Genomic DNA, 23237 nt, shown 5'->3' with positions numbered 1-23237 from the left:
ATTGCGAGGTCGAGAACGGATCAGGCCGAAAGCTTGGCCATGACCTCTTCGGAAACCTCGAAGTTCGAATAGACGCTCTGCACGTCGTCGTCGTCTTCCAGGTTGTCGATGAGCTTCAGCAGCGACTGCGCCTTCTCCTCGTCCACCTCGATCGTGTTCTGCGGCCGCCAGATCACCTTGACCGTTTCGGCCTGGCCGAGCGTCGCTTCGAGCGCCTTCGACACTTCGCCGAGGCTTTCGAAAGCGCAGATGATCGTGTGGCCGTCCTCGTCGGTGGTCACGTCGTCGGCACCGGCTTCGATCGCCGCTTCCATCACCTTGTCCGCATCGCCGACGCTCGCCTTGTAGGTGATTTCGCCCACATGGTCGAAGGAGAAGGAAACCGAGCCGGTTTCGCCGAGCACGCCGCCGGCCTTGGTGAAGATCGAGCGGACGTTGGAGGCCGTGCGGTTTCGGTTGTCGGTCAGCGCTTCGACGATGACGGCGGTGCCGCCCGGACCGTAACCCTCGTAGCGAACGGAATCGTAGTTTTCCGCATCCGCGCCGGCAGCCTTCTTGATCGCCCGGTCGATATTGTCCTTGGGCATCGACTGCGCCTTGGCGTTCTGGATCGCCAGGCGCAGTGCTGCGTTCATGGTCGGATCGGGCAGACCGGTCTTGGCGGCGACGGTGATTTCGCGCGCAAGCTTGGAAAACATCTTCGACCGGATCGAATCCTGCTTGCCCTTGCGGTGCATGATGTTTTTGAACTGTGAATGGCCAGCCATGGCACCCCTGACACTTTAGCTTGTTCTGGAACTCGTTCTGGAATGGCGCCTTATAATTTCGAAGCCTGAGCCGTTCAAGGGCATTCCAGGGTAAGGCGAGGCTTTTCCTGATGCCGCACCGCCGACAAGGCCAGGAACAAAGCCAAAGCCTTGCCGTTTGTTCACCGAGACGAACAACAAGGAGACAATCGATGGCAAGCCTTACCGAAGCCCGCGAAGCACCCGAACGCCAGCTCTGGGACGAGATCAACAACATCCATGCCGGCATGCTCGGGATCGAGGGCTCGCATATGCATTTCCAGCCGATGGCGCCGAATGCCGATCCGAAATCGAGCACGATCTGGTTTTTCACCAAGGCCGACACGGACCTGGTACGCGCCATCCGCGCCGGCAGCCGCGCCCATTTCTGCGTCGTCGGCAAGAACCACGATTACCACGCCTGCCTTTCCGGCACGCTGGAGATCCGTAACGACCGCGCCAAGATCGACGAATATTGGAGCGCCGTGACCTCGGCCTGGTACGAACGCGGCAAGGAAGACCCGCTGCTGACCCTGCTCGCCTTCCGGGTCGACGACGCGGAAATCTGGGCTTCCACCGACAGCACGTTGAAATTCGGCTGGGAGATCGCCAAGGCCAACCTGAAGGACGAGAAGATGCCGGATGTCGGCGTCAAGCAGCACCTCGCCTTCCCGCAGTTCCACTGAACCGGAACAAGGCCGCAGGGGCGATCACAGCCCCTGCGGCACCAGTATCGTCGGCTTTTTCGGCAGGCTGCGCATCGACACCCGGATCGTCGGTTCCTTGGCATAGGCGATGTCGAACTTGGCGTCGAACATGGCGATGAAATTGTCGAGCGGCGGTCCCCAGCGATGCATCGGCAGGATGAGCGACGAGCGCAGCCGCTGCACGACCCGGCTCATGCTGTCCGCCCCCATCGTCAGGCCGCCGTCGACCGGCACCATCAGGATGTCGAGCCGGCCGATCTCCGTGTACTGCGCCTCGTTGAGCTCGAAATGCAGGTGGCCGAGATGGCCGATGCAGAGGCCCGCAACCTCGAAGATGAAGATCGAATTGCCGTTTTCCTCGATGCCGCCGCCCCAGTTGCGGATATCCGACACGACGTTGCGGACATAGACATCCCCCACCATGACGCGATGCTGCGCCTTTTCGCCCGGGACATCGCTCCAGCCGTGCAGGACGTGCTTTATGCCGGGATCGGGGCTGAGCGTGTAGTGGGTGGAATGGGCCTTGTTCATGGTCGCGACATCAGGCAGCCGCGACGGTCGGTAGGCGCCGCTATAGTCGGTGGCGATGCCGATCCCTTCAGGCGTTTCGATGAAATAGGTGGAATGGCCGACAAAGGTGATCTTCACCTCTTCCCTCTCGGCCAGCGCCAGGTTCCTCCTCGCCTGAACGAACTGCAGGTCGGAGGGGCTGAAGCTTGCGAAGGTGACGCCGGGCAGCTTTTGCGCGATCGCCTGGCATTGGCTGATGGGCAGGCCGTCCTGGGCGAGCGCTGCGACAGCGGACAGGAGGAGGCCGGAAAGACCGAGTGCGAGAGCCCGTAGCATCATGCTGATCCCAAAGAACTGCGTTCATGCTCATTCCCGGCGAAAACATGCGGCAATGCGAAAGGCCGGTCCAGCCGCAATCGCCGCGTCCGGTCTCACAATTCTGTCATTGGCGGAGGTCATGGAGTTGATCATTGAAAAGCCACGGCAACGCCCCGACATAAGCTCGCCGGCGTCCGGTCGGAAGAGCGAGAGGATATTTTGATGAAGCACGACATTGAGATCAAGACCAAGGACGGTACGGCCAAGGCCGCCGTCATCAAGCCTGCGAACGGCGCTGCCACGGACAAGGGCGTCATCCTCTACATGGATGCCTTCGGCCCGCGCGAAGCGCTCTACTGGATGGGCCAGCGCATCGCCGATGCCGGTTATACCGTGCTCGTTCCGGACCTATTCTACCGCTCGGGCGCCTACGGCCCGTTCGATGCGAAGACTGCCTTCAGCGAAGAAGCCACAAGGGCGCAGCTGATGGGCCTGATGCGCGCCAACTCCCAGCCGCTCACCGCCGAGGACGGAGAATCCTTCATCGAAGCGTTGACCTCCGAAGGCGCCACCGGCGCACTCGGCGCCGTCGGTTATTGCATGGGCGGCGGCCGGGCGATCACCGCCGCAGCCCGTTATCCGGAGCGCATCAAGGCAGCCGCCAGTTTCCATGGCGGCAATCTCGCAAGCGACGCCGAAGACAGCCCGCACAGGCTGGCGGACCGGATCAAGGCACGCATCTATGTCGGCGTCGCCGGCGTCGACAATAGCTTTCCGCCGGAGCAGTCGGCCCGGTTCGCCGAAGCGTTTCGCACCGGCGGCGTCGACCATATCGTCGAGAACTATGTCGGCATGGCGCATGGCTGGACGGTGCCGGACCACAGCATCTACGACAAGGACGGTTCCGAGCGCCACTTCAAGCGCCTGCTGACGCTGTTCGAAGAGACCCTCTGAAACGAACCTTCCAAAACGACAAAGGGCGGCTTCGGGCCGCCCCTGATCTCATCGAACGTCCAGTATTCCGGTCAGTGACGCAGCATCACCCCAGACAGGGTTTACCGCGTCGTCCAGCTTACTTCCGGCGCTCGAAATTGCTGCTGTTGGCCAATTTCGGCTTGTCCTTCTTCTTGAAAGGCTTGTCGTCTTTCTTGAAGGGCTTGGCGTCCTTGTTGAACGGCTTGGAATCCTTGTTGAAAGGTTTTCCGTCGCCACGCGGTTCGGCGGCCCGGGGACCGCCCGGACCGGCCGCGTTGGAGGTGTTCTTCCGCGGCTTGCCCTTCGCCCAGTCGTCGCCACGAGGCTCCATCGGACGGTCGTCATAGGACTTCTTGACATAAGGCTTGGCCGGCGCGGGACGGCTGAGGTCCGGCGCACTGGTCAGCCGGGTGACGCGGATGCCGCGCTCCAGCGCCTTGTCCTTGCCGACCGCCTGCATGAAGGCGTCGGCGTGATCGGCGGCGATCTCGACGAAGGTCTCGTCCTGCTGCATCTTGATCGCGCCGATTTCCCGCTTGGTGACGTTGCCGTTGCGGCAGAGCATCGGGATCAGCCAGCGCGGCTCGGCATTCTGCTTGCGGCCGACCGACAGCGAGAACCATACGGCGGGGCCGAACTCGTCGCGCGACGGGCGCGGGGTCATCGGGAAGTCACCTTCGCCGCCGGCGCGCTCGCGCGGCTTGCGGGTATCCTGCTGCACGGAGATTTCGATCAGATCCTCCGGCGCCGAATATTTGGTGCGGTAGAGACTGACGAACGCGGCAGCCAGCTTTTCCGCGCCATGGCTCTCGACCAGCTTGGCGACGAGATCCTGCTCTTCCTCGCGCGGATTTTCGCTGAAGATCGGATCGGCCAGCAGACGCTCGTCGTCGCGCCGCATGACCTCCTCGGCAGACGGCGGACGAGCCCAGGTGGCGGAGATGCCGGCGCCGCCGAGCAGGCGCTCGGCCTTGCGGCGTGCGTTGACCGGTACGATCAGGGCGCTGATGCCCTTGCGGCCGGCGCGGCCGGTGCGGCCGCTGCGGTGAAGCAGCGTTTCCGGATTGGTCGGCAGGTCGGCATGGATGACGAGGTCGAGGCCCGGCAGGTCGATGCCGCGAGCGGCGACGTCGGTGGCGATGCAGACACGCGCACGGCCATCGCGCATCGCCTGCAGCGCATGGGTCCGCTCGTTCTGCGTCAACTCGCCGGAGAGGGCCACGACCGCGAAATTGCGGTTGTTGAACCGCGCCGTCAGATGATTGACCGCAGCGCGGGTCGAGCAGAACACGATCGCGTTGGTCGACTCGTAATAACGAAGCACGTTGATGATCGCATTTTCGCGGTCGGCCGATGCCACAGTGAGCGCGCGGTATTCGATATCGACATGCTGCTTTTCCTCGGCAGAGGTCGCGATGCGGACCGCGTCGCGCTGGTAGCTCTTGGCAAGCTTGGCGATCGCGGCCGGAACGGTCGCCGAGAACATCAGCGTGCGGCGCTCGGCAGGGGCCGAGTCCAGGATGAATTCCAGGTCCTCGCGGAAACCGAGATCGAGCATCTCGTCCGCTTCGTCGAGCACGGCAACCTTGAGGGCCGACATGTCGAGCGCGTTGCGGCGGATATGGTCACAAAGTCGGCCGGGCGTGCCGACGACGATATGGGCGCCGCGCTCGAGCGCGCGCCGTTCGCTGCGAATGTCCATGCCGCCGACGCAGCTGGTGATAACCGCGCCGGTCATCTCGTAAAGCCATTCCAGCTCGCGGGTGACCTGCATCGCCAGTTCGCGGGTCGGGGCGATGACGAGCGCCAAAGGCTGTCTGGCCGGGCCGAACTTTTCCGCGTCGCCGAGCAAGGTCGGGGCGATCGCAAGGCCGAAGGCAACGGTCTTGCCCGAGCCGGTCTGCGCCGAAACCAGCGCATCGGAGAAGGTGAGCGCGGGGTCGAGCATGGATTTCTGGACGGGGGTCAGCGTTACATAGCCCCGTTTCGCCAACGCCTTGGCGATCGCCGGGACGGCGCCGTTGTAATCGGTCATCTAAATCTGTCTTTCGGATTTTCGCGCGCAAAGCGCTGTGGCTGCAACACTCGCAGCCGAACTTGCGCCGTTCCTACTTATTTGCAGGGCAAATGTCAAAGAGCATGTCTGCGGGAGGTCCCGGTCAAGGCCGCTATTGACGCCACAAGCTTAATATCTGACGTAAATCCGCCCCTGCTCGATGGCGGCGTCGATACGCTTGCAGACTTCGAGGACTGGCTGTCGCGCCGACCGTAAGCGGCATTACCGCCAGAACGACGGTATCGTCTCCGCAAGCCGCGGCCCGATCCGGAGCGGTTCGATCTTCTCCGCAAGCCCGGTCGTATCGGAAATCTCGATGCCGAGGCCGCAGATGGTCGCGGGCCCGGTTGCCGCCTCGAAACGGCCCTTTGGCATTTTCGAGATGAAGCGGTTGAGCGGTTCTTCCTTGTCCATGCCGAGCGATGAATCGTAATCGCCGCACATGCCGGCATCCGACATGTAGCCGGTGCCGCCGTTGAGGATCTGGCAGTCGGCCGTCGGCACATGCGTGTGGGTGCCGACCACGAGGCTGGCGCGGCCGTCGACGAAATGCCCGAAGCACTGCTTTTCGCTGGTCGCTTCCGCGTGGAAGTCGAAGATCACCGCGTCCGCCTGTTCCTTCAGGGGGGCTGCCGCGAGGATCGTCTCGGCGCTCTTGAAGGGATCGTCGAGTTCGGGATGCATGAACACCCGCCCCATGATGTTGGCGACCAGAATACGGGCGCCATTGCGGGCGTAAAAAATGCCGGATCCCTTGCCCGGCGTGCCGGCGGGATAGTTGGCGGGCCGCAGGAACTGCTCGTGGCGGCCGGCAAAGCTGACGGCCTCCTTCTGGTCCCAGACATGGTTGCCGGTCGTCACCACGTCGGCACCGGCATTGATCGTCTCGAGAAAGATATCCTCGGTAATGCCGAAACCGCCCGCGGCGTTCTCGCCGTTGACGATGACAAAATCGAGCTTCAGGTCGGCGACGAGGCCGGGCAGCTTTTCCCAAACCGCCACGCGGCCGGTCTTGCCCACCATGTCACCCAGGAACAAAAGGCGCATTCTTATCCAATCTGTGCGCGGCCCATGTCTTGGAAGGGCCGGTAACCGCTCTCCGTCAGGACAGCGTCAAGTCTGATATCGTGAGGTTCAACGGGAACTGATGCCACTTCCTGGCAGTCGAAGGCAATCCCGATCAGCTTCGGGTTCAGGCCTTTTTGCTGCAGGCGGTGGATCGCCCGGTCGTAATAACCGCCGCCATAACCGATCCGGTGCCCTCCGGCATCGAAGGCCGACAGCGGCACCAGCATCACCTGCGGCTCAAGCTCCGCCGCATCCGGCCCCGGGCCGAACGTGCCGAACACCCCCGGTACCAGTTCGGCGCCGCGCACCAGTTCGCGGAAGACGATCGTCTTCTTGTCGAGAATGACCGGCACGCAGAGCCGCGCGTTGCGATCCCTGAGATGCGCCATCAGCGGCCGCACATCGACTTCCGAGCGGATCGGCAGGAAGCCCGAAACGATCGCGCCGGCGTCGAGGCTGATTGCCTCGGTCCCATGCGACGCGATGGCCAGGCTCTTCTCGATGCGCTCGACCGGCGGGATGGCATCCCGCTCGGCAAGCCGCGCGGCACGAAGCTCCGCCTTGGTCTTCAGGACGTCCGTCATACCTTGTCCGACCGCCTGACCAGCAGCTTGTCGATGCGGCGGCCGTCGAGGTCGATCACCTCGAAGGTCCAGCCGTTCTTGGTGAAACTCTCGCCGAGTTCCGGCAGGCGCTTCATCTCGTCGAGCACGAAGCCCGCGACCGTTTCGTAGCCGGGATCGTCGCCGAGCGAAAAACCCATCTGGTCGGAAAACTCGTCGACCGGCATCCAGCCGGCGATCAGGAAAGAACCGTCGTCGCGCGCAACGATCGCAGGTTCTTCGTCCTCCTCCTCCTGGAAGACGCCGGTGATCGCCTCGAGGATGTCGCCTGAGGTGATGATGCCTTCAAAATGGCCGTATTCGTCATAGACGAGCACCATATGGGCCGGTGCCTTGCGCAGCGCCTGGATGACGTCGAGCGCGCCGGTGAGGTCGGAGACGACGGGCGCCTCGCGCATGACGCCGCGGATATCCAGCATCTTGCCGCCGGCGATGAAATCATAGGCGTCCTTGACGAACAGCGTGCCGAGGATCTCGTCCGAACTGCCGTTGCGGATCGGCAGGCGGGAGCGCTGCGTGGCGCGCAGCTGCTCGCGGATTTCATCCGAATTGTCTTCGATGTCGATGACCTCGACATCCCGGCGCGGCGTCATCAGGCCGCGGGCGGTACGGTCGGCAAGCCGCATGACGCCGGAGATCATCGCGGATTCTTCCGTCTCGATCACGCCGGCGCTCTGGGCTTCGGCAAGCACGGTCCGGATTTCCTCGTCGGTGACGCGATCGCCCTGCTCGCCCCGCTGGCCGAGCACGGTCAGAACCAGCCGGCCGGAGACATCGAGGAACCAGACGATCGGGGCGCCGACGGTGGCAAGCATCTTCATGGCGGGCGCGACACGGGCGGCAACCGCTTCCGGCGCCCGCAGCGCGATCTGCTTCGGCACCAGTTCGCCGACGATCAGCGACAGATAGGTGATGAAAACGACGACGGTGCCGACGCCCAGCCAGTCGGCCAGGTTGTCGGCCATGCCCTGCGCTTCGAGCCAGGTGGTCAGCCGGGCGCCAAGCGTGGCGCCCGAGAATGCGCCGGACAGCACGCCGACCAGCGTGATGCCGATCTGCACGGAGGAAAGGAAGCGGCCGGGATCTTCCGCGAGCCGTATGGCTGTCGCCGCGCCGCGGTTGCCCTGCTCCGCCATGATCCGGAGCCGCACCGGGCGGGAGGAGACGACGGCAAGTTCCGACATCGCGAGGACACCGTTCAAAACGGTGAGGGCGATGACGATGAGTATTTCGGTTAACAAGAGAATCTCTTTGATTGGAACAATATGCCTGCACGCGAAACGAATGTGCCGCTCCGAAGAACGGCCCGCATCCATACGACGGCGCCAGAGGCGCCTCGTCGCGACGTCTCACGCACAGTTCGGAAAACCGGGACCGGTTCTCGGAGCTATGCACCTCACGCGCATCCCGGAAATCATAGGGTCGCCATGCGGGCATTGCAATGGTTGGAACAAAATGAAGGGCCACAACCGTGGCAGAAACGGCACGGCCACTTCGTCCCGACCTACTGAAGGGTGGCCTACTGAAGGCTGACCGTCAGTTCGGCGCGGGTGCCGGAAGAGGAAGGCACGTAGTGGATCGTCGAGCCGAGCGTCGCGGCCATGGATTTGACGATACGGCTGCCGAGACCGGTGCCCTTGGGCGTATCGCCCTCGCGCCAGCCGATCCCGTCGTCCTCGACGGCGAGAAGCGCGCTGCCCTCGTCCTGGCGTTTGAGGAGCACCCGCACTTCGCCCTCGGTGCCGGCCGGATAGGCGTATTTCAGCGCGTTGGTGAGCAGCTCCGTGACGATCATGCCGACCGAGACGGCGCGGTCGGAGGTCAGCGACAGCGGTTCGGCATCGAGGCGGATCGACGGCCCCTGGTCGTCGTTGACGGAGCCCTGCACCTCGCGCACCAGCGTACCGAGATATTTGTCCATCTCCACATGCCGGACGTCGTCGGACGTGTAGAGGCTGCGATGCATGCCGGCGATCGCGCTGATGCGCGCCTGCGTCTCCGAAAGGGCTGCCTTGACGTCGTCGCTCTTGCTGCTGGAAACCTGCAGGCGGATGAGTGCCGCGACCAGCGCCAGGCTGTTGGCGACGCGGTGGTTCACCTCGGCGAGCAGAACCTCGGCGCGTTCCTTGCCGAGGCGGATCTCCTGCTCGGCCTTTTCCTGGGCGCGCCGCAATTCGGCATTGGCGATCCCTTGCGCGATCGCGCTCTCCATCAGCGGCCAGAATTCCTCGCCGACCGTCTTGATGACATAGTCGGACGCGCCGTTCTTCAGCGCGTCGATGGCGATCGTCGCGTCGCTGGAACCGGTGACGTAGATCACGGGGATGGCCGAGCCCCGGTCTTTCAGCTTGTGGAGGATGTCGAGCCCGGTTTCGGTCCTCAGATAGTGGTCGAGGACGATCGCGTCGATACCGCCTTTTTCGACCACTTCCATTGCCGATGCCGCGTTGACGGCATGGACGACCTCGTAACCGGCCCGCGCGAAGTGCCGTTCCGCCAATCTGGCAAGCGCGAGATCGTCATCGACATAAAGTATGGTTTGCGGCATCGCGTCTCGTTATTGTCCGGGTATCTGCATCACGGCAAAGAACAGCCCGAGCTGTCGGATGGCATGCGCAAAACTGTCGTAGTCCACCGGCTTGGTGATGTAGACGTTGGCGCCGAGATCGTAGCAGCGCTGGATCTCAAGCTCATCGTCCGTGGTCGTGAGGATGACCACCGGCAGACGCTTCGAGTGTGGGTTGGACTTCACCTTCTCGAGGATGTCAATACCCGACATGTCCGGCAGGTTGAGGTCGAGAAGGATCAGCAGATGGCGATCCTGATTGGAGTTTCCGGAACGATCCGCGCCGAGGATAAAGTCGAGAGCCGCATTGCCGTTCGTGAACGGGACGATCTCGTTGTTGACACCGGCGCGACGAACGTTCTTCTCGATCAGGCGCGCATGGCCTTCATCGTCCTCGATCATCACGATGGTGACTTCTTTACCGGCAGCCTTCATGACCCGCTACTCCTGACATACTGAGACAAATCCGTAGGCAACCGGATGACGAACGTCGTCCCGCCGCCCAAAGTGGACGTCACCGTAATCTCACCGCCTAAATTTCTGACTAATGAACGCACATGTGCAAGACCGATACCCTCGCCCTGCTGGTCCTGGACGCCCGAGCGGCGGAAAAGCTCGAAAACCCTCTCGTGATCCTCCGGAGCGATCCCCCGGCCATTGTCTGCAACCTCTATTCTCATCACGGCCCGCCCGATCGGCATTGCCTTGACGGAAAGGTTCAACGGACGATCCGGATGTTTGTATTTCACCGCGTTGTCGAAGAGATTGCCGAAAACCTGTTCCATCGAAAATCGGTCGGTAATAAGGCTCCGCGCCTGGGCGACCGAAATATTCACCTCGCCGCCCGCTTCGCTGACCTGATGGTAGATGCTGGCGGCGGTCGCTTCAACAAGCTCCCCGAGATCGATCCTCTCCGGCTTCAGCTCGCGCCGTCCGTCGCGGGAAATCTTCAGGATCGCGTTGATCAGCCCGTCCATCTTCTTGGTGGAAGAACGAATGAAGGCGATGGCCTCCGGCAGGTCCTGCTCGACGGCCAGGCGGGCGTCATTCACGTCGGCTTCGGACAGCGGCGTCCCATCGGCCAGCACATAGGTGCTGATCGACTTGAGGCTCGCGTCGAGTTCGCTGGTGAAACCCATGATGTTGACCAGCGGCGCGCGCAGGTCGTGCGAGACGATATAGGCATAACGCTGGATTTCGCGATTGGCCTGGATCAGATCCTCGGAGCGCTCGTTGACGCGCTCCTCGAGCCCGGCATTGAGCTCCTCGACCTCGGAGCGCGCCCGCTGAAGCTCGCGAACATGCTGGCCAACGATCACGATCGCGCCGCCGATGACGAGGATGATCATCAGGCCGCCGCCGATGGTGATCCATTGCAACGCCGAAGCCGAATCATTGAGGTCGTCGACGCCGGTCCCGATCCGCCCGTCCATGTCGCCGATCAGCTTGCCGAGGATCGACGTGATGCCTTCCATCAGCTGCCGGCCATAGGCGCCCCGGATGACCTCGATCGCCCCGACAGCATTTCCCTTCTGCACCATCGCCACCGTCGACTGCATCTCGGCGAGCTTGTCGTCGATCAGCGGGTCGAGCTGGGCAAATGGAACGCGCACGGCGTCCAGATCGTCGGCGGCCTTCTTCAGCCGCTCGCGCAACCGCGGAATGACTGCGCTCGCCGTCGTATAGGGCATCAGGAATTCGGAATCCTGCGTCAGCACGAAACCGCGCTGCCCGGATTCGGCGGCCCGCAGGAAAAGCTGCATGTCCGCCGCAGCGCTTCGAAGCTCGCGTAGTTTCACAACGTCCTGGAAATAGGCCTGCGTCGTCCTGGCCAGAAAGAACGATGACAACACGATCGCCACAAGGACGCCGCCCCCGACCAGAAGCATGAGCAGCGAGGAGCGGGCGAAGGTGGAATTCAAAAAGGGCATTGATACAGGCCGGCAATTGAAAGGGACCGCCAGAAATTGGCGGTCCTTCGCGCGTTGTCAAGCAAGGGCCGGAGAATGATCGATCAGGAGCCGGCGTCGATCAGGGCGGTTTTGCTCGTCGCTCCATTCAAGCCGAATTGCGGCTGGCCTGATCCGCGAGCTTCACCGCGCCGGCAAGCACGGTCTGATTCCGCCCGCCGGCCTTGGCTTCGAGGAGTGCGGCGTCCGCCCGTGTGACGAGCGTCGATACCGGGCCCCCGGCGGGCGAGCCGGCGACGCCGATCGAGACGGAGACGAGGCCGAGGATGCGACCGCCATGCGAAAGCGGCGTGGTCGCGATCTTCTGCCGCAGGCGTTCGGCAAGCGCGAAGGCTGCGGTCTCCGTCGCATCCGGCAGGAGTATCGTGAATTCCTCGCCGCCGAAACGATGGCAGGTCCCTGCCTCACCGACGGTGTCGAGCATCATCTGCGCCACGTACTGCATGACGATGTCGCCCGAATCGTGCCCGAATTCGTCGTTGAAGCGCTTGAACCGGTCGATATCCATCATCAGGCAGGCAAGCGTCCTGTCCGGAAGGTCGCGCCCATGGCGGGCGAGCGTCTCGTCGAGGCGGCGACGGTTGAGCAGGCCGGTCAGCGCGTCTCGCACCGCAAGGTTCGTCAGCCTATCGCGGAGCTGCAGGTTGGCTACCGCAAGGCCGATATTCTCGGCGATCAGTTCGAGATAGAGACGGGAGCTTTCCGCCGCCATGTCATGATCCGGTCGCTCTTCGAAATAAAGAAGGCCGATCGTATCCCCCTGCGCCGTCAGAGGAATGCAGAGCCCGGCGACGTCGCTTTCGCCGAGATGCTGGCAGGGAATGTCGCCGTGGCCGTGATTGCTCAGGTGCGGCCGCCCGCGGCGCAATCCCCAGCAGGCGCCGGTCGGGAAGGACGGGGCCGAAAGCTGCGGGTCGAGCCAGGAGCCAATCTCGGTGAGCATCGTTCGGCTGTCGTTGAGCACATAAAGCTGGCCCGCGAGGTTCGGAAATATCTGCGGCGCAAAGCGCGAGACGACGTCCGCCAGCTCGCCCTGCGTCTGACAGGCCTGCAGACGGTGCATCATCTGCAGGATGAAGTCCTTGGTCAGCTGGTCGGCGCGCCGTTCGGCATCGAGACGGTCCCGCTCCAACCCGTTTTCGCGGAATATGTGAATTGCCTGGTTCATCTCGCCGATCTCGTCCCGCCGGCGGTCGAGCGGCACTTCCACGGCATAGTCCTGCCGGGCAAGCCGGGTGACGATACCGGTCATGCGGGTGAGCGGCATGGCGACGCGGCGCTTGAGCACGAAATAGAGGACGCCGAGGAAAAGTGCTGCGGTGACGGCAAGCATCGTCTTTGCCGCAAGACCCCACCAGTCGCTGCGAGACTGCGCAAGTGCTACCGCTGTCTCAGTTCGCGCCTTTACCAGTTCCCGGAACCGGGTGACGGTTTCGAGCAGCCCGGTCTGCAGGCGGTCATGCTCGGGGCCGAACAACGCCTCCTGCGCCCCGGCCCGGTCGCCGTTCTGGTAAGCGGCTACGGCGGCGTTCTCGAGCTGGTCGAGAGCCTCCGCGTCCTGCCCCACCTCGACCAGCGCGGCAAACTCGGCATCCGAGGCGCCGAGCGCCTTGATGCCCTTGATCGCCTCTTCGAGCCCCTGCTCTTCGGCCTCCTTGTCGTGGAAGGCCTTCAGATGCCGGTCCTGACCGCGCATCACATAAAGCCGCGCTTCATCGGTGCGCTCTTCCGCGCCGAGCGCCAGCTGTTCGGAAAGTTCATCGAGGGAAAGGTGCTCCTCGACGGCGATCCTCTCCTGATTGGCGCTCCCGGCAGATAGGATGAAAGCAGTGCCCGACAGCACGGTCAGAACGACCGTGACGCCATAGGCCCAGTTGGTGATCTCGTTGATACGCATGCCGGGAAGATAAAGCCATCGTTTGAAAAGAGGATTAAGGGCCTCGCGCAATCCGCGATCAGGCCGCGCCAAGTCCGCGGCATGGTAAATAAATTAGGATTTTCTTAAATATATATCCGCCCGCACGAAGGCGGCTGATCGGGTAACGCCTGAAATCGGGGGAAGAATAAGTGCGATCCACGGCAACCGATGGATGTTTACGATCCTGGGTGCCTACAAACGTAGGTGGGCGCCGTGTGTCCAAGCCCACGGGCCTGGCCAGGGACAGCTCCCTTTGGATCGAGTATGGCCCCAGGGATTGTGGTTCCTGTCGTGAGGCGCAGACCGCGTTGCCAATATATGTTCGATTGCCGGTCCGCACCAGTGGCGGAAAACCTTTATTATCGACCTTGGGTCAGTTCACCTGCGCCGGCATCCGGCCGTTGAGCTTGGCGGTCAGGCCATCTAACCGCGAGGCAAGCTCGCCGAGCGCCGAGACCACCAGCTGCTCGTTGCGCTCCTGGGTTTCGAGCGCGCCGTCGCGGTTGGACTTGAGCGACGCGACCTCCGCCTCGAGCAGGCCGAGCTTGCGGGTCATCTCCGAAAGTTCGTCCATGATCATGATGCCGGCCATCACGGTGATGCGCAGATCGCCGATCTCGCCGAACTGGCCCTTGAGGTGGCCGACATAACGGTCGAACCGGTCGGCGAGTTCGGTCAGGTGGTCTTCCTGACCTTCCTCGCAGGCCATGCGATAGGCCTTGCCGTCGATCATTACCGTTACCTGGGCCATGGCGTTCCCTCTTGATCCTGTATCAACGGTCGAGCACGGCGCGGATGGTTTCCATCGCCGTCACCAGGCGCCGGGAGACCTCCCGGTTGACTTCTTCCAGCCGATTGGCGCGGAATTGCGACTGGTCGAGTTCCTGCGCGAGCCGTGCCCGGTCCGCATGCACGCGGCGAACCTCGCCTTCCACGTCCTGGGTTTCACGCTGGCGCTCGATACGCGCATCGACGGCGCTCTCCAGACCGCCGATCGCCGCCCTGAGTTCCGAAATCACCATGTCGATCGTCTTTTCCGACGGCATGCGAAGCTTCCTGTCGATACGCGAAATGCGCCGAATCGATGCGATCGGCCTCTCCAACAAGGGCGGAAGACTATTCACCGCCCGCAAGCCGGTCAATCAATCCAGGCCCTTCAAACGTGTCCTAACTGTGGATCGTCACCTATGTTTCTGCCGCTCGCCACATGCTGCATCGAATTCGGGCAGCTGCAGGAAAGTTCGTCATCACCCGCTCGTAAAGACGGCGCTTTTGTTGACTTGCGCGTTGCACCTGCTAAGGATCACCCGCTCTTAGGTGGTCCCTGGGCCGCCCTTCAAGTGGTCCCATGCGGACCGTGACCGACACCCGTAAAAAGCGGATTAGCCATGACCTCTCTCGACAAACATAACCGGATGGCGAACGCGATCCGATTTCTTGCCATGGATGCTGTAGAGAAGGCCAATTCCGGCCATCCCGGCCTGCCGATGGGCGCTGCCGATATAGCGACCGTCCTCTTTACCCGCTTTTTGAAATTCGATCCGAAGAACCCGCTCTGGCCGGACCGCGACCGTTTCGTGCTGTCCGCCGGCCACGGTTCCATGCTCCTTTATTCGCTCCTGTTCCTCACCGGTTACGAGGACATGACGATGGAGGATTTGAAGCAGTTCCGCCAGCTCGGCTCCAAGACCGCCGGCCACCCGGAATACGGCCATGCATCGGGCATCGAGACCACCACCGGTCCGCTCGGCCAGGGCATTGCCAATGCCGTCGGCATGGCGATCGCCGAGCGCAAGCTGGAAGAGGAATTCGGCTCCGACCTGCAGAACCATTTCACCTATGCGCTGTGCGGCGACGGCTGCCTGATGGAAGGCATCAGCCAGGAAGCGATCGCGCTTGCCGGCCACCTGAAGCTCAACAAGCTCGTGCTCTTCTGGGACAACAACTCGATCACCATCGACGGCGCCGTCTCATTGTCGGACTCGACCGACCAGGTGATGCGCTTCAAGTCCGCCCACTGGAACACGATCGAGATCGACGGCCATGACGTCGACCAGATTTCGGCGGCCATCGAAGCCGCCCAGAAGTCCGACCGCCCGACCTTCATCGCAGCCAAGACCATCATCGGCTTCGGCGCCCCGAACAAGCAGGGCACCCACAAGGTCCACGGTTCGCCGCTCGGCGCCGAGGAAATCGCGGCAGCCCGTAAGGCGCTGAACTGGGAGGCGGAAGCCTTCAGCGTTCCGGCCGACGTTCTCGATGGATGGCGCCTCGCAGGCCTGCGCTCCACCAAGACCCGCAAGGACTGGGAGGATCGCCTGGCCTCGACCGAAACCGGCAAGAAGGCCGAATTCGTGCGCCGCTTCGCCGGCGACCTGCCGGGCAATTTCGACAGCGCCATCGACGCCTTCAAGAAGAAGATCGCCGAGAACAACCCGACCGTCGCGACCCGCAAGGCTTCCGAGGACGCACTCGAAGTCATCAACGGCATCGTCATCGAAACGCTCGGCGGCTCGGCCGACCTGACGCCGTCGAACAACACCAAGACCAGCCAGATGAAGTCGATCACCCCGACCGACTTCTCCGGCCGCTACATGCACTGGGGCATCCGCGAACACGCGATGGCCGCTGCCATGAACGGCATCTCGCTGCATGGCGGCCTGATCCCCTATTCCGGCGGCTTCCTGATCTTCTCGGATTACTGCCGCCCGTCCGTCCGCCTCGCAGCCCTGATGGGTATCCGCGTCGTGCACGTCTGGACGCATGATTCGATCGGCGTCGGCGAAGACGGCCCGACCCATCAGCCGGTCGAGCAGGTCGCAGCGCTGCGCGCCATCCCGAACCTCTTGATCTTCCGTCCGGCCGACGAGACCGAGACGGCCGAATGCTGGCAGCTGGCGCTCAAGGAAAAGCACCGCCCGTCCGGCCTGGCGCTCACCCGCCAGAACCTGGCGCCGGCCCGCAAGACCTATGAAGAGAAGAACCTCTGCGCCCAGGGCGCCTACGAACTCGTTTCCGCGGCCGACGCCCAGGTGACGATCTTCGCGTCGGGTTCGGAAGTCGAACTGGCGCTGAAGGCGCAGGCGACGCTTGACGGCAAGGGCATCGCGACGCGCGTCGTTTCCGTCCCCTGCGTCGAACTCTTCTTCGACCAGCCGGAATCCTACCAGACCGCGGTGATCGGCAATTCGCCGGTCAAGATCGCCGTCGAAGCCGGCGTGCGCGAGGGCTGGGATCACTTCATCGGTCCGAAGGGCACCTTCATCGGCATGAAGTCCTTCGGTGCCTCCGGCCCTGCCAAGGATCTCTTCAAGCACTTCGGCATCACCGCGGAAGCGGTTGTTGCCGCAGCCGAAAAAGAGCTCGCCTGAACCAACTGAACTACCAGGACAAACTAAAAGCGGAGTATGTGAAATGACTGTCAAGGTTGCCATCAACGGTTTCGGCCGCATCGGCCGCAACGTGCTGCGAGCAATCGTCGAATCCGGCCGCACCGATATCGAGGTCGTCGCCATCAACGACCTCGGCCCGGTCGAGACCAACGCCCACCTGCTGCGTTACGACTCGATCCACGGTAAGTTCCCGGCAAGCGTCGAAGTCAGCGGCGACACGATCATCGTCGGCGGCGGCAAGCCGATCAAGGTGACCGCGATCAAGGATCCCGCGACCCTGCCGCACCGCGAACTCGGCGTCGATATCGCGCTCGAATGCACGGGCATCTTCACCGCCCGCGACAAGGCCGCCCTGCACCTGACCGCCGGCGCCAAGCGCGTCATCGTCTCGGCCCCGGCCGACGGCGCCGACCTCACCGTCGTCTTCGGCGTCAACCACGATCAGCTGACCCGGGAACACCTGGTCATCTCCAACGCATCCTGCACCACCAACTGCCTGGTTCCGGTCGTCAAGGTTCTCGACGACGCGATCGGCATCGATCATGGCTTCATGACCACGATCCACTCCTACACGGGTGACCAGCCGACCCTCGACACGATGCACAAGGACCTCTATCGCGCCCGTGCAGCCGCCCTGTCGATGATCCCGACCTCGACCGGCGCCGCCAAGGCTGTCGGCCTGGTGCTTCCGCACCTGAAGGGCAAGCTCGACGGCACCTCGATCCGCGTGCCGACCCCGAACGTCTCGGTCGTCGACTTCAAGTTCGTCGCCAAGAAGACGACCTCGGTTGCCGAAGTCAACGAAGCGATCAAGGCCGCGTCCAACGGCGCCCTGAAGGGCATCCTCGGTTATACCGAAGAACCGCTCGTCAGCCGCGACTTCAACCACGACAGCCATTCGTCGATCTTCGCGATCGACCAGACCAAGGTGCTCGAAGGCAACTTCGTCCGCATCCTCACCTGGTACGACAACGAATGGGGCTTCTCCAACCGCATGGCCGACACGTCGGTCGCGCTTGCCAAGCTCATCTGAAGCCTGTCACGGCGGCCTTCGGGCAGCATCGGCAAGATATTGCCCCCTCCCTGAAAAGGGAGGGGGTTTTTGTTTATGAAGATGTCGGTGACGGGTTTGCCGGTCAGGCGGCACGCTCCAAGGCAGCCCGGATCTGTGCTTCGGTGGAGGCGATCGCAGCCTTGGCTGCGTCCGGGCTGACGAGTGTTCCTTCGACGCGGACCACTTCGATATCCGTCAGTCCGATAAAACCGAGAAGATGCACGAGATAGGTGGTCTGGAAGTCTAACGGGGCGTTCCTGCCTTCCGAAAAGACGCCGCCAGTTGCGGTCACGAGATAGACTTTCTTGGCGGGCAACAATCCCATCACACCGGTTGCGTCGTAGCGGAAGGTGACGCCAGGCCAAGTGATGTAGTCAAACCAAGCCTTGAGCTGCGTCGGCGGGCCGAAGTTGATCATGCCCGAGCCAATGACAATCACGTCGGCAGCCTGAACCTCATCGACGAGGCTTTGAGCGAGATTGACGGCTTCGGTCTGTTCGGGCGTACGTGTCTCGGGCGGCGCAACACGGCCGTCGATATAGGCTGCTGTGATATGCGGCAGCGGTGCCGCCCCAAGATCACGTTCGACAATTGTGCCGGCAGAACGGGCGCTGAGGCTTTCAGCGATGTCACGGGAAAATCGGGTGGAAAGGCTCTGAGGACCGCGTGGGCTGGAGGTAACGAGGAGGATGTTGGTCATTGGTGGCTCCTGGGAGAATGAGTAGTATAAAATTGTGACCAACCCTATTAAGATAACTATTCGACCGTTCGCAAGAAGGCACATTCATGACACTCGGTAACATAGAGTTTCCTACCCCAAGCGAAGAAGCCGACTGCCTTCCCGTTCGGGAAATCCTCGATCGCATCGCCGATAAGTGGAGTCTCTACATCTTCGTGGCCCTGAACGATGGGCCGGTCCGCTTCAATGCATTGCGACGGCAGATCGACGGGATCTCGCAGCGGATGCTCACGATTACGCTTCGTCAATTGGAACGCGACGGCTTGATCAGTCGCACCCACTTTCCGACGATCCCTCCGCGCGTGGATTACGAGCTGACTGCAGTCGGCAAGTCGCTTCGCGCCCCAGTCATGGCCTTAATGACCTGGGCAGAATCAAATCGGGATGCGATCGAGCAGGCGCGCCGGCTACATGACCAAACGAGATGATCGCTGCGGCGATATATGTATTCGGCCTCCATCCTTCAAAGACTGCAAATCCGCCGCGATGCGTCGTTCAGGGTGCGTCTCGTGAGGTTCTGGAAATGACTCGACCATGACCTCCAGGTGGTCACCGCAATGTCCGCTTCCGGGCCGATACTGTTGAAAAACTCTGTTTTGCGGTAAGAGTTGGTAGCGTGACGCTCATATGTCGACTTCTGATATGTTGGTGCCGAAGATTTCACCCAAACTAGTTGGAGCGGCTTATGGAAGACCAGCGTGACAAGGCCGACCTTGATCAGGCAGTTAAATTGGTACGCGGTGGCGAATACCTCCTGTTGTTACGCGGCTTTTGGAATGCGCTGCGGTCCGCATGGCCCGTCAGTCGCCGGCCTCGTAGTTGAAACAGCCAAGTGCTGAACTGAAGCGTTGATGAAACTTCAGCACCGTGATTCAATCGTCGCATCTCGAAGCTCATCTGAAGCCTGACGCAGCTGCCTTCGGGCAGCATCGGCAAGATATGGACCTCCTCCTGCAAGGGAGGAGTTTTTTTGCGGGATGTCGGTGACGGAGATGCTGGCTTTAATAGAAGCACGTCATTCCATGAGGTCTTCGGATGTATGGGGATTGGTTGCATAAATGACGTTGCCAGGTTCATCGGAAACCGAGAGGACTTTCGTAACCAAGCCGGATCTCAGTGCTTCTGCTGTCCCGACGTGATATATGCCCTCAGGCGTCGCCAATCCCATCATGGCGAACACGTCGCCGCTGCTCACCCCCATCTCCTCGAGATAAGTAGAAAGCATCCGCTTCAAAGCTGGATTGGACCTCGTCGAAATTGCATCGAGATTTCTTCGTCCAGCCGTCCCATAACCTGCACTTTTGCGGCCATTCGTTATCTGATGGAGGCCGATGTAAGCATTAGCAGCCGCAGCGCGGACCTTGCCTCCAGCCAAGGCAAGTGGACAAGCTGAGAAACAATAGGCCGATCCCGCGCGAACTTCGCCTTCCGACCAGCCATCCCTCACAATCTTTTGGACACAGCGCGGCTCAAGCATAGGGCATTCGTTCAGCTGAGTCCTGCCGACTGCGGTTTCGAGACCTGCTGCTCGGATCATACGTCCAACTGAGAGGGCGGCATCGACGTCGCCGCCGTAAGATTGAATCACAACTGGCAGTTTTCGGCCTTTGAGGCTCTCCAGAAGGCTCTTAAATCGTTTGGGCGTTTCCGAAGTTATCTTCCCTTCGGCAGATATCCATTGGACACAGATTTCCTTGCAGTTTCCGTTGTGAACCAGGGCAAAATCCATCGGCCGCTCTTTGGGTGGCTTCTGGCTTGCGTCCGCCGGAACGATAGCAATAACGGGTAGAAATAAGATTGCGATAATTAAGCAAAAAGTTGACGGTAAACCGAAGTGGGTTGACATGAACGGCCCCATGAACATCAGAACAATTGCTATCGCCTCGACCTCTCCTAGGCAACCGTTTTAGGATCTTGATGGCGGTGGATTAAGCCGACTAACGGAAGAAGATGGCCGTTATAACTTTAAACTTCGGGTATCTGATTGGTTGAGATGACCTTTGACGGGACCGCGACGGCCCCAAAAGGACAACCGGCAACATACGCCTTCTAAGACCCAAACAAAGTTCCGCCCCGCAACCCACCGCCAGATTTTTTCACCCTCGACTTTCCCCACCCCTCCGACCCATGCCTACAATCGTCCCGCTCCCACCACCGGAGTGTTTCGCGAGACGTTCGCGGGCAGGCGGGGGCCGGCGCTTTCATCGGAACCGTAACGTGCGGGGATGGTGGAAGAGGTGAAAGCCATGGGAGATGAAAATCTCCCTATCAAGCCTCCCCCGGACAGCCATGTCCGGTTCGGTTGAGCCGTGCAAGTGGCAGGATTTCCCGAAAGGAGATCGCGAACGAAGCCACGCAGCGAGGCGAGATGATCACCTGTAGGGGCCGGAAGCCCCGAAAAGACGCCGAAGGCCACGCGAATGCGGAGCCATATTATTATCTTACTATGAGGTTCCGCATTCGTGTGGGCTCTCCGATCTTTGAAAAGCCGTCGGCATCAAGGCATTGGTCCGTCTTTTTTATCCCCTGCCCTTCTCTTGCCGGAATTGTTCCCGCCTAATCGATCAGTCGATTCGCCTGGCCCTCGGCCGGGATCTGCCCCATTCTTGCATGGCCGCGTTGCGGCGTGGCACAGTTCCGGTTCCGGGGCTGCGGACGGGGATGGTGTCGGCGAGAGGTGCGAAGGAAGGGACTTTTAGGTGGAGGCTTTTTATATCGTCCTGCTGGTCGGCACGGTCCTGGTGCTGGCGGCTGCCCTTTCGAGCCTCCTTGCCTTCCGCTTCGGCGCTCCCCTGCTGCTGATCTTCCTGTCGATCGGCCTGCTCGCCGGCGTCGACGGCCTCGGCATCCAATTCGAAAACTATTCCTTCACCTTCATGCTGGGCTCGCTGGCGCTGGCGATCGTGCTGTTCGATTCCGGCTTCATGACCCCTATCCACTCGTTCCGCCTTGCCGCGGCGCCGGCGATCACGCTTGCATCGGTCGGGGTGCTGCTGACGACCGGCATCTTCGCCCTCGGCGCGATGATCCTTCTCAACTTCAACTGGCTCGAAGGCCTGCTGCTCGGCTCGATCGTCGCTTCGACGGATGCCGCCGCCGTCTTCTTCCTGCTGCGCGTCAGCGGCATCAACATCCGCGACAAGGTGCGCTCGACGCTCGAAGTCGAGTCCGGCACCAACGATCCGATGGCGATCTTCCTGACGATTGCGCTCGCCGAACTTCTGGCGACCGGCCAGGGCCTTTCCGGCCTCGACCTGCATTTCCTTTTCCTGTTCGTCGAGGAAATGGGGCTCGGCGTCATCTGCGGCCTGTTCGGCGGCATGATGATCGTCTGGGTGCTGAACCGCTTCACCTCCGACCGGGGCCTTGCCCCGATCTTCGTGCTGACGCTCGCCCTGCTCGTCTTTTCCTTCACCGGCGCCGTGGGCGGCAGCGGTTTTCTGGCGGTCTACGTGGCCGGCATCTATTCCGGCAATCGCAAGATGTTCGCCAAACCCCAGATCATCCGCTTCAACGAGGGGCTGACCTGGCTTGCGCAGATCATCATGTTCCTGGTGCTCGGCCTGCTCGCCACGCCCTCGCAATTCCCGGCCATCCTTCTGCCGGCGATCGGGCTGGCGCTCTTCCTGATCTTCGTCGCCCGGCCGATCGCGGTGTGGCTGAGCCTGCTGCCCTATGATTTCACCCAGCAGGAGACCAGCTTCCTCGCCTGGGTCGGCCTGCGCGGCGCGGTTTCCATCCTGCTTGCGATCATGCCGGTCTTGAGCGGCGTCGAGAACGGCCAGCTCTTCTTCAACGTCACGTTCATCATCGTGCTGGTCTCCCTGCTCGTCCAGGGCTGGACGATCAAGCCGGTCGCCCAGAAGCTCGGCCTGATCATTCCGCCGCGCATCGGCGCTGTCGACAAGATCGAGCTCGACCTGCCGGGCACCGCCCACCACGAGCTGATCTCCTACCGCGTCATGAAGGACAGCCCGATCCTGCAGGGTGAACGCATCCCCCGCTGGGCCATGCCGTCGCTGGTCATCCGCGATGGCCGCAGCATGCGTTACCAATATGCCGGCCGGCTGAAGGAAAACGACCAGGTCTACCTGTTCATCTCGCCCGCCTATTCGAAACTGCTCGACCGCATCTTCGCAAGCCAGGTGCCGGTCGACGAGGACGATGCGGAATTTTTCGGCGCGTTCGCGATCTCGCCGGCGGGGCCCGCCAAGGAGCTCGATGCCGCCTATGGCCCCGGCCTGCTCTCCGCCAACGAGCAGAACATGACGATCGGCGACCTGATCACCTCGCGGCTCGGCGGCCGCGCGGAATATGCAGACCGCATCCGCTTCGGCTCGATCATCCTGATCGTCCGCGAACTCGATGAGCACGAACATGTCCGTAGCATCGGCATTTCGCTGGAACCCGTGGAGCCGGCGACCAATCTGCCGATCTTCATCAACATGCGCGAGATCGCCCACCGCGTCCGCGATCTGGTCCGCAAATATCGCGGCAAGCACGTGCCGGTGAAGCCGGGCGCCGTGCCACCCGAGGGCCCGGCGTAAAGTAGCGAA

Annotated in this window: 20 protein-coding genes and 1 other RNA gene; 6 read left to right on the top strand and 15 right to left on the bottom strand. The window is 62.0% G+C overall.

What is annotated here, in order from left to right; all coding sequences use genetic code 11:
* Positions 1-20: 20 nt before the first annotated feature.
* Complete coding sequence (locus C5J26_RS01585) at positions 21-767, bottom strand: YebC/PmpR family DNA-binding transcriptional regulator (RefSeq protein ID WP_105400236.1); 747 nt, start codon at positions 765-767, stop codon at positions 21-23.
* A gap of 191 nt (positions 768-958) precedes the next feature.
* On the opposite strand from C5J26_RS01585, the gene C5J26_RS01580 reads away from it, so the two are divergent.
* Positions 959-1471, top strand: a complete 513-nt coding sequence (locus tag C5J26_RS01580; RefSeq protein WP_105400235.1) for a pyridoxamine 5'-phosphate oxidase family protein — start codon at positions 959-961, stop codon at positions 1469-1471.
* A 24-nt stretch (positions 1472-1495) separates the two neighbouring features.
* Here the strand turns inward: C5J26_RS01580 and C5J26_RS01575 are convergent, their stop codons facing one another.
* Entirely contained in the window at positions 1496-2341 is an 846-nt protein-coding gene (locus C5J26_RS01575; RefSeq protein WP_105400234.1) for an MBL fold metallo-hydrolase, read from the bottom strand.
* Between the two features lie 201 nt (positions 2342-2542).
* On the opposite strand from C5J26_RS01575, the gene C5J26_RS01570 reads away from it, so the two are divergent.
* Complete coding sequence (locus C5J26_RS01570) at positions 2543-3274, top strand: dienelactone hydrolase family protein (RefSeq protein ID WP_105400233.1); 732 nt, start codon at positions 2543-2545, stop codon at positions 3272-3274.
* A 118-nt stretch (positions 3275-3392) separates the two neighbouring features.
* Here the strand turns inward: C5J26_RS01570 and C5J26_RS01565 are convergent, their stop codons facing one another.
* The 11 genes from C5J26_RS01565 to C5J26_RS01515 all read right to left on the bottom strand — a co-directional run bounded on the left by C5J26_RS01565 (position 3393) and on the right by C5J26_RS01515 (position 14542).
* The gene (locus C5J26_RS01565; protein WP_105400232.1) at positions 3393-5330 is read right to left on the bottom strand and encodes a DEAD/DEAH box helicase; all 1938 of its coding nucleotides are present in this window, start codon (positions 5328-5330) and stop codon (positions 3393-3395) included.
* Positions 5331-5573: 243 nt separating this feature from the next.
* Positions 5574-6398: a TIGR00282 family metallophosphoesterase gene (locus C5J26_RS01560; RefSeq protein WP_105400231.1), complete on the bottom strand. Its 825-nt coding sequence runs from the start codon at positions 6396-6398 to the stop codon at positions 5574-5576.
* A 2-nt stretch (positions 6399-6400) separates the two neighbouring features.
* Positions 6401-7003: a 5-formyltetrahydrofolate cyclo-ligase gene (locus C5J26_RS01555; RefSeq protein WP_105400230.1), complete on the bottom strand. Its 603-nt coding sequence runs from the start codon at positions 7001-7003 to the stop codon at positions 6401-6403.
* Complete coding sequence (locus C5J26_RS01550) at positions 7000-8283, bottom strand: hemolysin family protein (RefSeq protein ID WP_105400887.1); 1284 nt, start codon at positions 8281-8283, stop codon at positions 7000-7002. The genes C5J26_RS01555 and C5J26_RS01550 overlap by 4 nt, the downstream gene beginning before the upstream one ends.
* 278 nt (positions 8284-8561) lie before the next feature.
* Positions 8562-9590, bottom strand: a complete 1029-nt coding sequence (locus C5J26_RS01545; RefSeq protein ID WP_105400229.1) for a sensor histidine kinase — start codon at positions 9588-9590, stop codon at positions 8562-8564.
* Positions 9591-9599: 9 nt separating this feature from the next.
* Positions 9600-10043, bottom strand: coding sequence for a response regulator (locus tag C5J26_RS01540; RefSeq protein WP_105400228.1), 444 nt, complete (start codon positions 10041-10043; stop codon positions 9600-9602).
* Positions 10040-11539 carry an ATP-binding protein gene (locus C5J26_RS01535; RefSeq protein ID WP_105400227.1) on the bottom strand — a complete coding sequence of 500 codons (1500 nt, stop codon included), beginning with the start codon at positions 11537-11539 and terminating at the stop codon, positions 10040-10042. The genes C5J26_RS01540 and C5J26_RS01535 overlap by 4 nt, the downstream gene beginning before the upstream one ends.
* Before the next feature lie 127 nt (positions 11540-11666).
* A complete protein-coding gene (locus C5J26_RS01530) occupies positions 11667-13475 on the bottom strand; it encodes a diguanylate cyclase (protein ID WP_105400226.1) in 1809 nt (602 codons plus the stop codon).
* A 170-nt stretch (positions 13476-13645) separates the two neighbouring features.
* Positions 13646-13804, bottom strand: a non-coding RNA gene (ssrS, locus tag C5J26_RS01525) — 6S RNA.
* 65 nt (positions 13805-13869) lie between these two features.
* Positions 13870-14247: a cell division protein ZapA gene (locus C5J26_RS01520; RefSeq protein ID WP_105400225.1), complete on the bottom strand. Its 378-nt coding sequence runs from the start codon at positions 14245-14247 to the stop codon at positions 13870-13872.
* A gap of 22 nt (positions 14248-14269) precedes the next feature.
* Positions 14270-14542 carry a DUF4164 domain-containing protein gene (locus C5J26_RS01515; RefSeq protein ID WP_038589375.1) on the bottom strand — a complete coding sequence of 91 codons (273 nt, stop codon included), beginning with the start codon at positions 14540-14542 and terminating at the stop codon, positions 14270-14272.
* A gap of 342 nt (positions 14543-14884) precedes the next feature.
* Between C5J26_RS01515 and tkt the strand changes: the two genes are divergently transcribed.
* The gene (gene tkt, locus C5J26_RS01510) at positions 14885-16867 is read left to right on the top strand and encodes a transketolase (RefSeq protein WP_105400224.1); all 1983 of its coding nucleotides are present in this window, start codon (positions 14885-14887) and stop codon (positions 16865-16867) included.
* A gap of 43 nt (positions 16868-16910) precedes the next feature.
* Positions 16911-17921: a type I glyceraldehyde-3-phosphate dehydrogenase gene (gene gap / locus C5J26_RS01505; protein ID WP_105400223.1), complete on the top strand. Its 1011-nt coding sequence runs from the start codon at positions 16911-16913 to the stop codon at positions 17919-17921.
* A 103-nt stretch (positions 17922-18024) separates the two neighbouring features.
* Here the strand turns inward: gap and C5J26_RS01500 are convergent, their stop codons facing one another.
* Positions 18025-18642, bottom strand: a complete 618-nt coding sequence (locus C5J26_RS01500; protein WP_105400222.1) for an FMN-dependent NADH-azoreductase — start codon at positions 18640-18642, stop codon at positions 18025-18027.
* Between the two features lie 86 nt (positions 18643-18728).
* Between C5J26_RS01500 and C5J26_RS01495 the strand changes: the two genes are divergently transcribed.
* Positions 18729-19109: a helix-turn-helix domain-containing protein gene (locus C5J26_RS01495; protein WP_105400221.1), complete on the top strand. Its 381-nt coding sequence runs from the start codon at positions 18729-18731 to the stop codon at positions 19107-19109.
* A 587-nt stretch (positions 19110-19696) separates the two neighbouring features.
* Here C5J26_RS01495 and C5J26_RS01490 read toward each other — a convergent pair.
* A complete protein-coding gene (locus C5J26_RS01490) occupies positions 19697-20527 on the bottom strand; it encodes a hypothetical protein (RefSeq protein ID WP_172745733.1) in 831 nt (276 codons plus the stop codon).
* Positions 20528-21380: 853 nt separating this feature from the next.
* On the opposite strand from C5J26_RS01490, the gene C5J26_RS01485 reads away from it, so the two are divergent.
* Positions 21381-23228 carry a potassium/proton antiporter gene (locus C5J26_RS01485; protein ID WP_105400219.1) on the top strand — a complete coding sequence of 616 codons (1848 nt, stop codon included), beginning with the start codon at positions 21381-21383 and terminating at the stop codon, positions 23226-23228.
* The last annotated feature ends 9 nt before the right edge of the window (positions 23229-23237 follow it).

It is taken from the genome of Neorhizobium sp. T7_12 (assembly GCF_002968535.1).
Taxonomy (GTDB): Bacteria; Pseudomonadota; Alphaproteobacteria; order Rhizobiales; family Rhizobiaceae; genus Neorhizobium; species Neorhizobium tomejilense.
This window is presented reverse-complemented; position numbering and strand designations above follow the sequence as displayed.

What these genes read in the sequence shown, in the direction of transcription:
- C5J26_RS01585 (WP_105400236.1), bottom strand. Translation starts at nt 767, where the DNA reads ATGGCTGGCCATTCACAGTTCAAAAACATCATGCACCGCAAGGGCAAG.
- C5J26_RS01580 (WP_105400235.1), top strand. Translation starts at nt 959, where the DNA reads ATGGCAAGCCTTACCGAAGCCCGCGAAGCACCCGAACGCCAGCTCTGG.
- C5J26_RS01575 (WP_105400234.1), bottom strand. Translation starts at nt 2,341, where the DNA reads ATGATGCTACGGGCTCTCGCACTCGGTCTTTCCGGCCTCCTCCTGTCC.
- C5J26_RS01570 (WP_105400233.1), top strand. Translation starts at nt 2,543, where the DNA reads ATGAAGCACGACATTGAGATCAAGACCAAGGACGGTACGGCCAAGGCC.
- C5J26_RS01565 (WP_105400232.1), bottom strand. Translation starts at nt 5,330, where the DNA reads ATGACCGATTACAACGGCGCCGTCCCGGCGATCGCCAAGGCGTTGGCG.
- C5J26_RS01560 (WP_105400231.1), bottom strand. Translation starts at nt 6,398, where the DNA reads ATGCGCCTTTTGTTCCTGGGTGACATGGTGGGCAAGACCGGCCGCGTG.
- C5J26_RS01555 (WP_105400230.1), bottom strand. Translation starts at nt 7,003, where the DNA reads ATGACGGACGTCCTGAAGACCAAGGCGGAGCTTCGTGCCGCGCGGCTT.
- C5J26_RS01545 (WP_105400229.1), bottom strand. Translation starts at nt 9,590, where the DNA reads ATGCCGCAAACCATACTTTATGTCGATGACGATCTCGCGCTTGCCAGA.
- C5J26_RS01540 (WP_105400228.1), bottom strand. Translation starts at nt 10,043, where the DNA reads ATGAAGGCTGCCGGTAAAGAAGTCACCATCGTGATGATCGAGGACGAT.
- C5J26_RS01535 (WP_105400227.1), bottom strand. Translation starts at nt 11,539, where the DNA reads ATGCCCTTTTTGAATTCCACCTTCGCCCGCTCCTCGCTGCTCATGCTT.
- C5J26_RS01530 (WP_105400226.1), bottom strand. Translation starts at nt 13,475, where the DNA reads ATGCGTATCAACGAGATCACCAACTGGGCCTATGGCGTCACGGTCGTT.
- C5J26_RS01520 (WP_105400225.1), bottom strand. Translation starts at nt 14,247, where the DNA reads ATGGCCCAGGTAACGGTAATGATCGACGGCAAGGCCTATCGCATGGCC.
- C5J26_RS01515 (WP_038589375.1), bottom strand. Translation starts at nt 14,542, where the DNA reads ATGCCGTCGGAAAAGACGATCGACATGGTGATTTCGGAACTCAGGGCG.
- tkt (WP_105400224.1), top strand. Translation starts at nt 14,885, where the DNA reads ATGACCTCTCTCGACAAACATAACCGGATGGCGAACGCGATCCGATTT.
- gap (WP_105400223.1), top strand. Translation starts at nt 16,911, where the DNA reads ATGACTGTCAAGGTTGCCATCAACGGTTTCGGCCGCATCGGCCGCAAC.
- C5J26_RS01500 (WP_105400222.1), bottom strand. Translation starts at nt 18,642, where the DNA reads ATGACCAACATCCTCCTCGTTACCTCCAGCCCACGCGGTCCTCAGAGC.
- C5J26_RS01495 (WP_105400221.1), top strand. Translation starts at nt 18,729, where the DNA reads ATGACACTCGGTAACATAGAGTTTCCTACCCCAAGCGAAGAAGCCGAC.
- C5J26_RS01490 (WP_172745733.1), bottom strand. Translation starts at nt 20,527, where the DNA reads ATGTCAACCCACTTCGGTTTACCGTCAACTTTTTGCTTAATTATCGCA.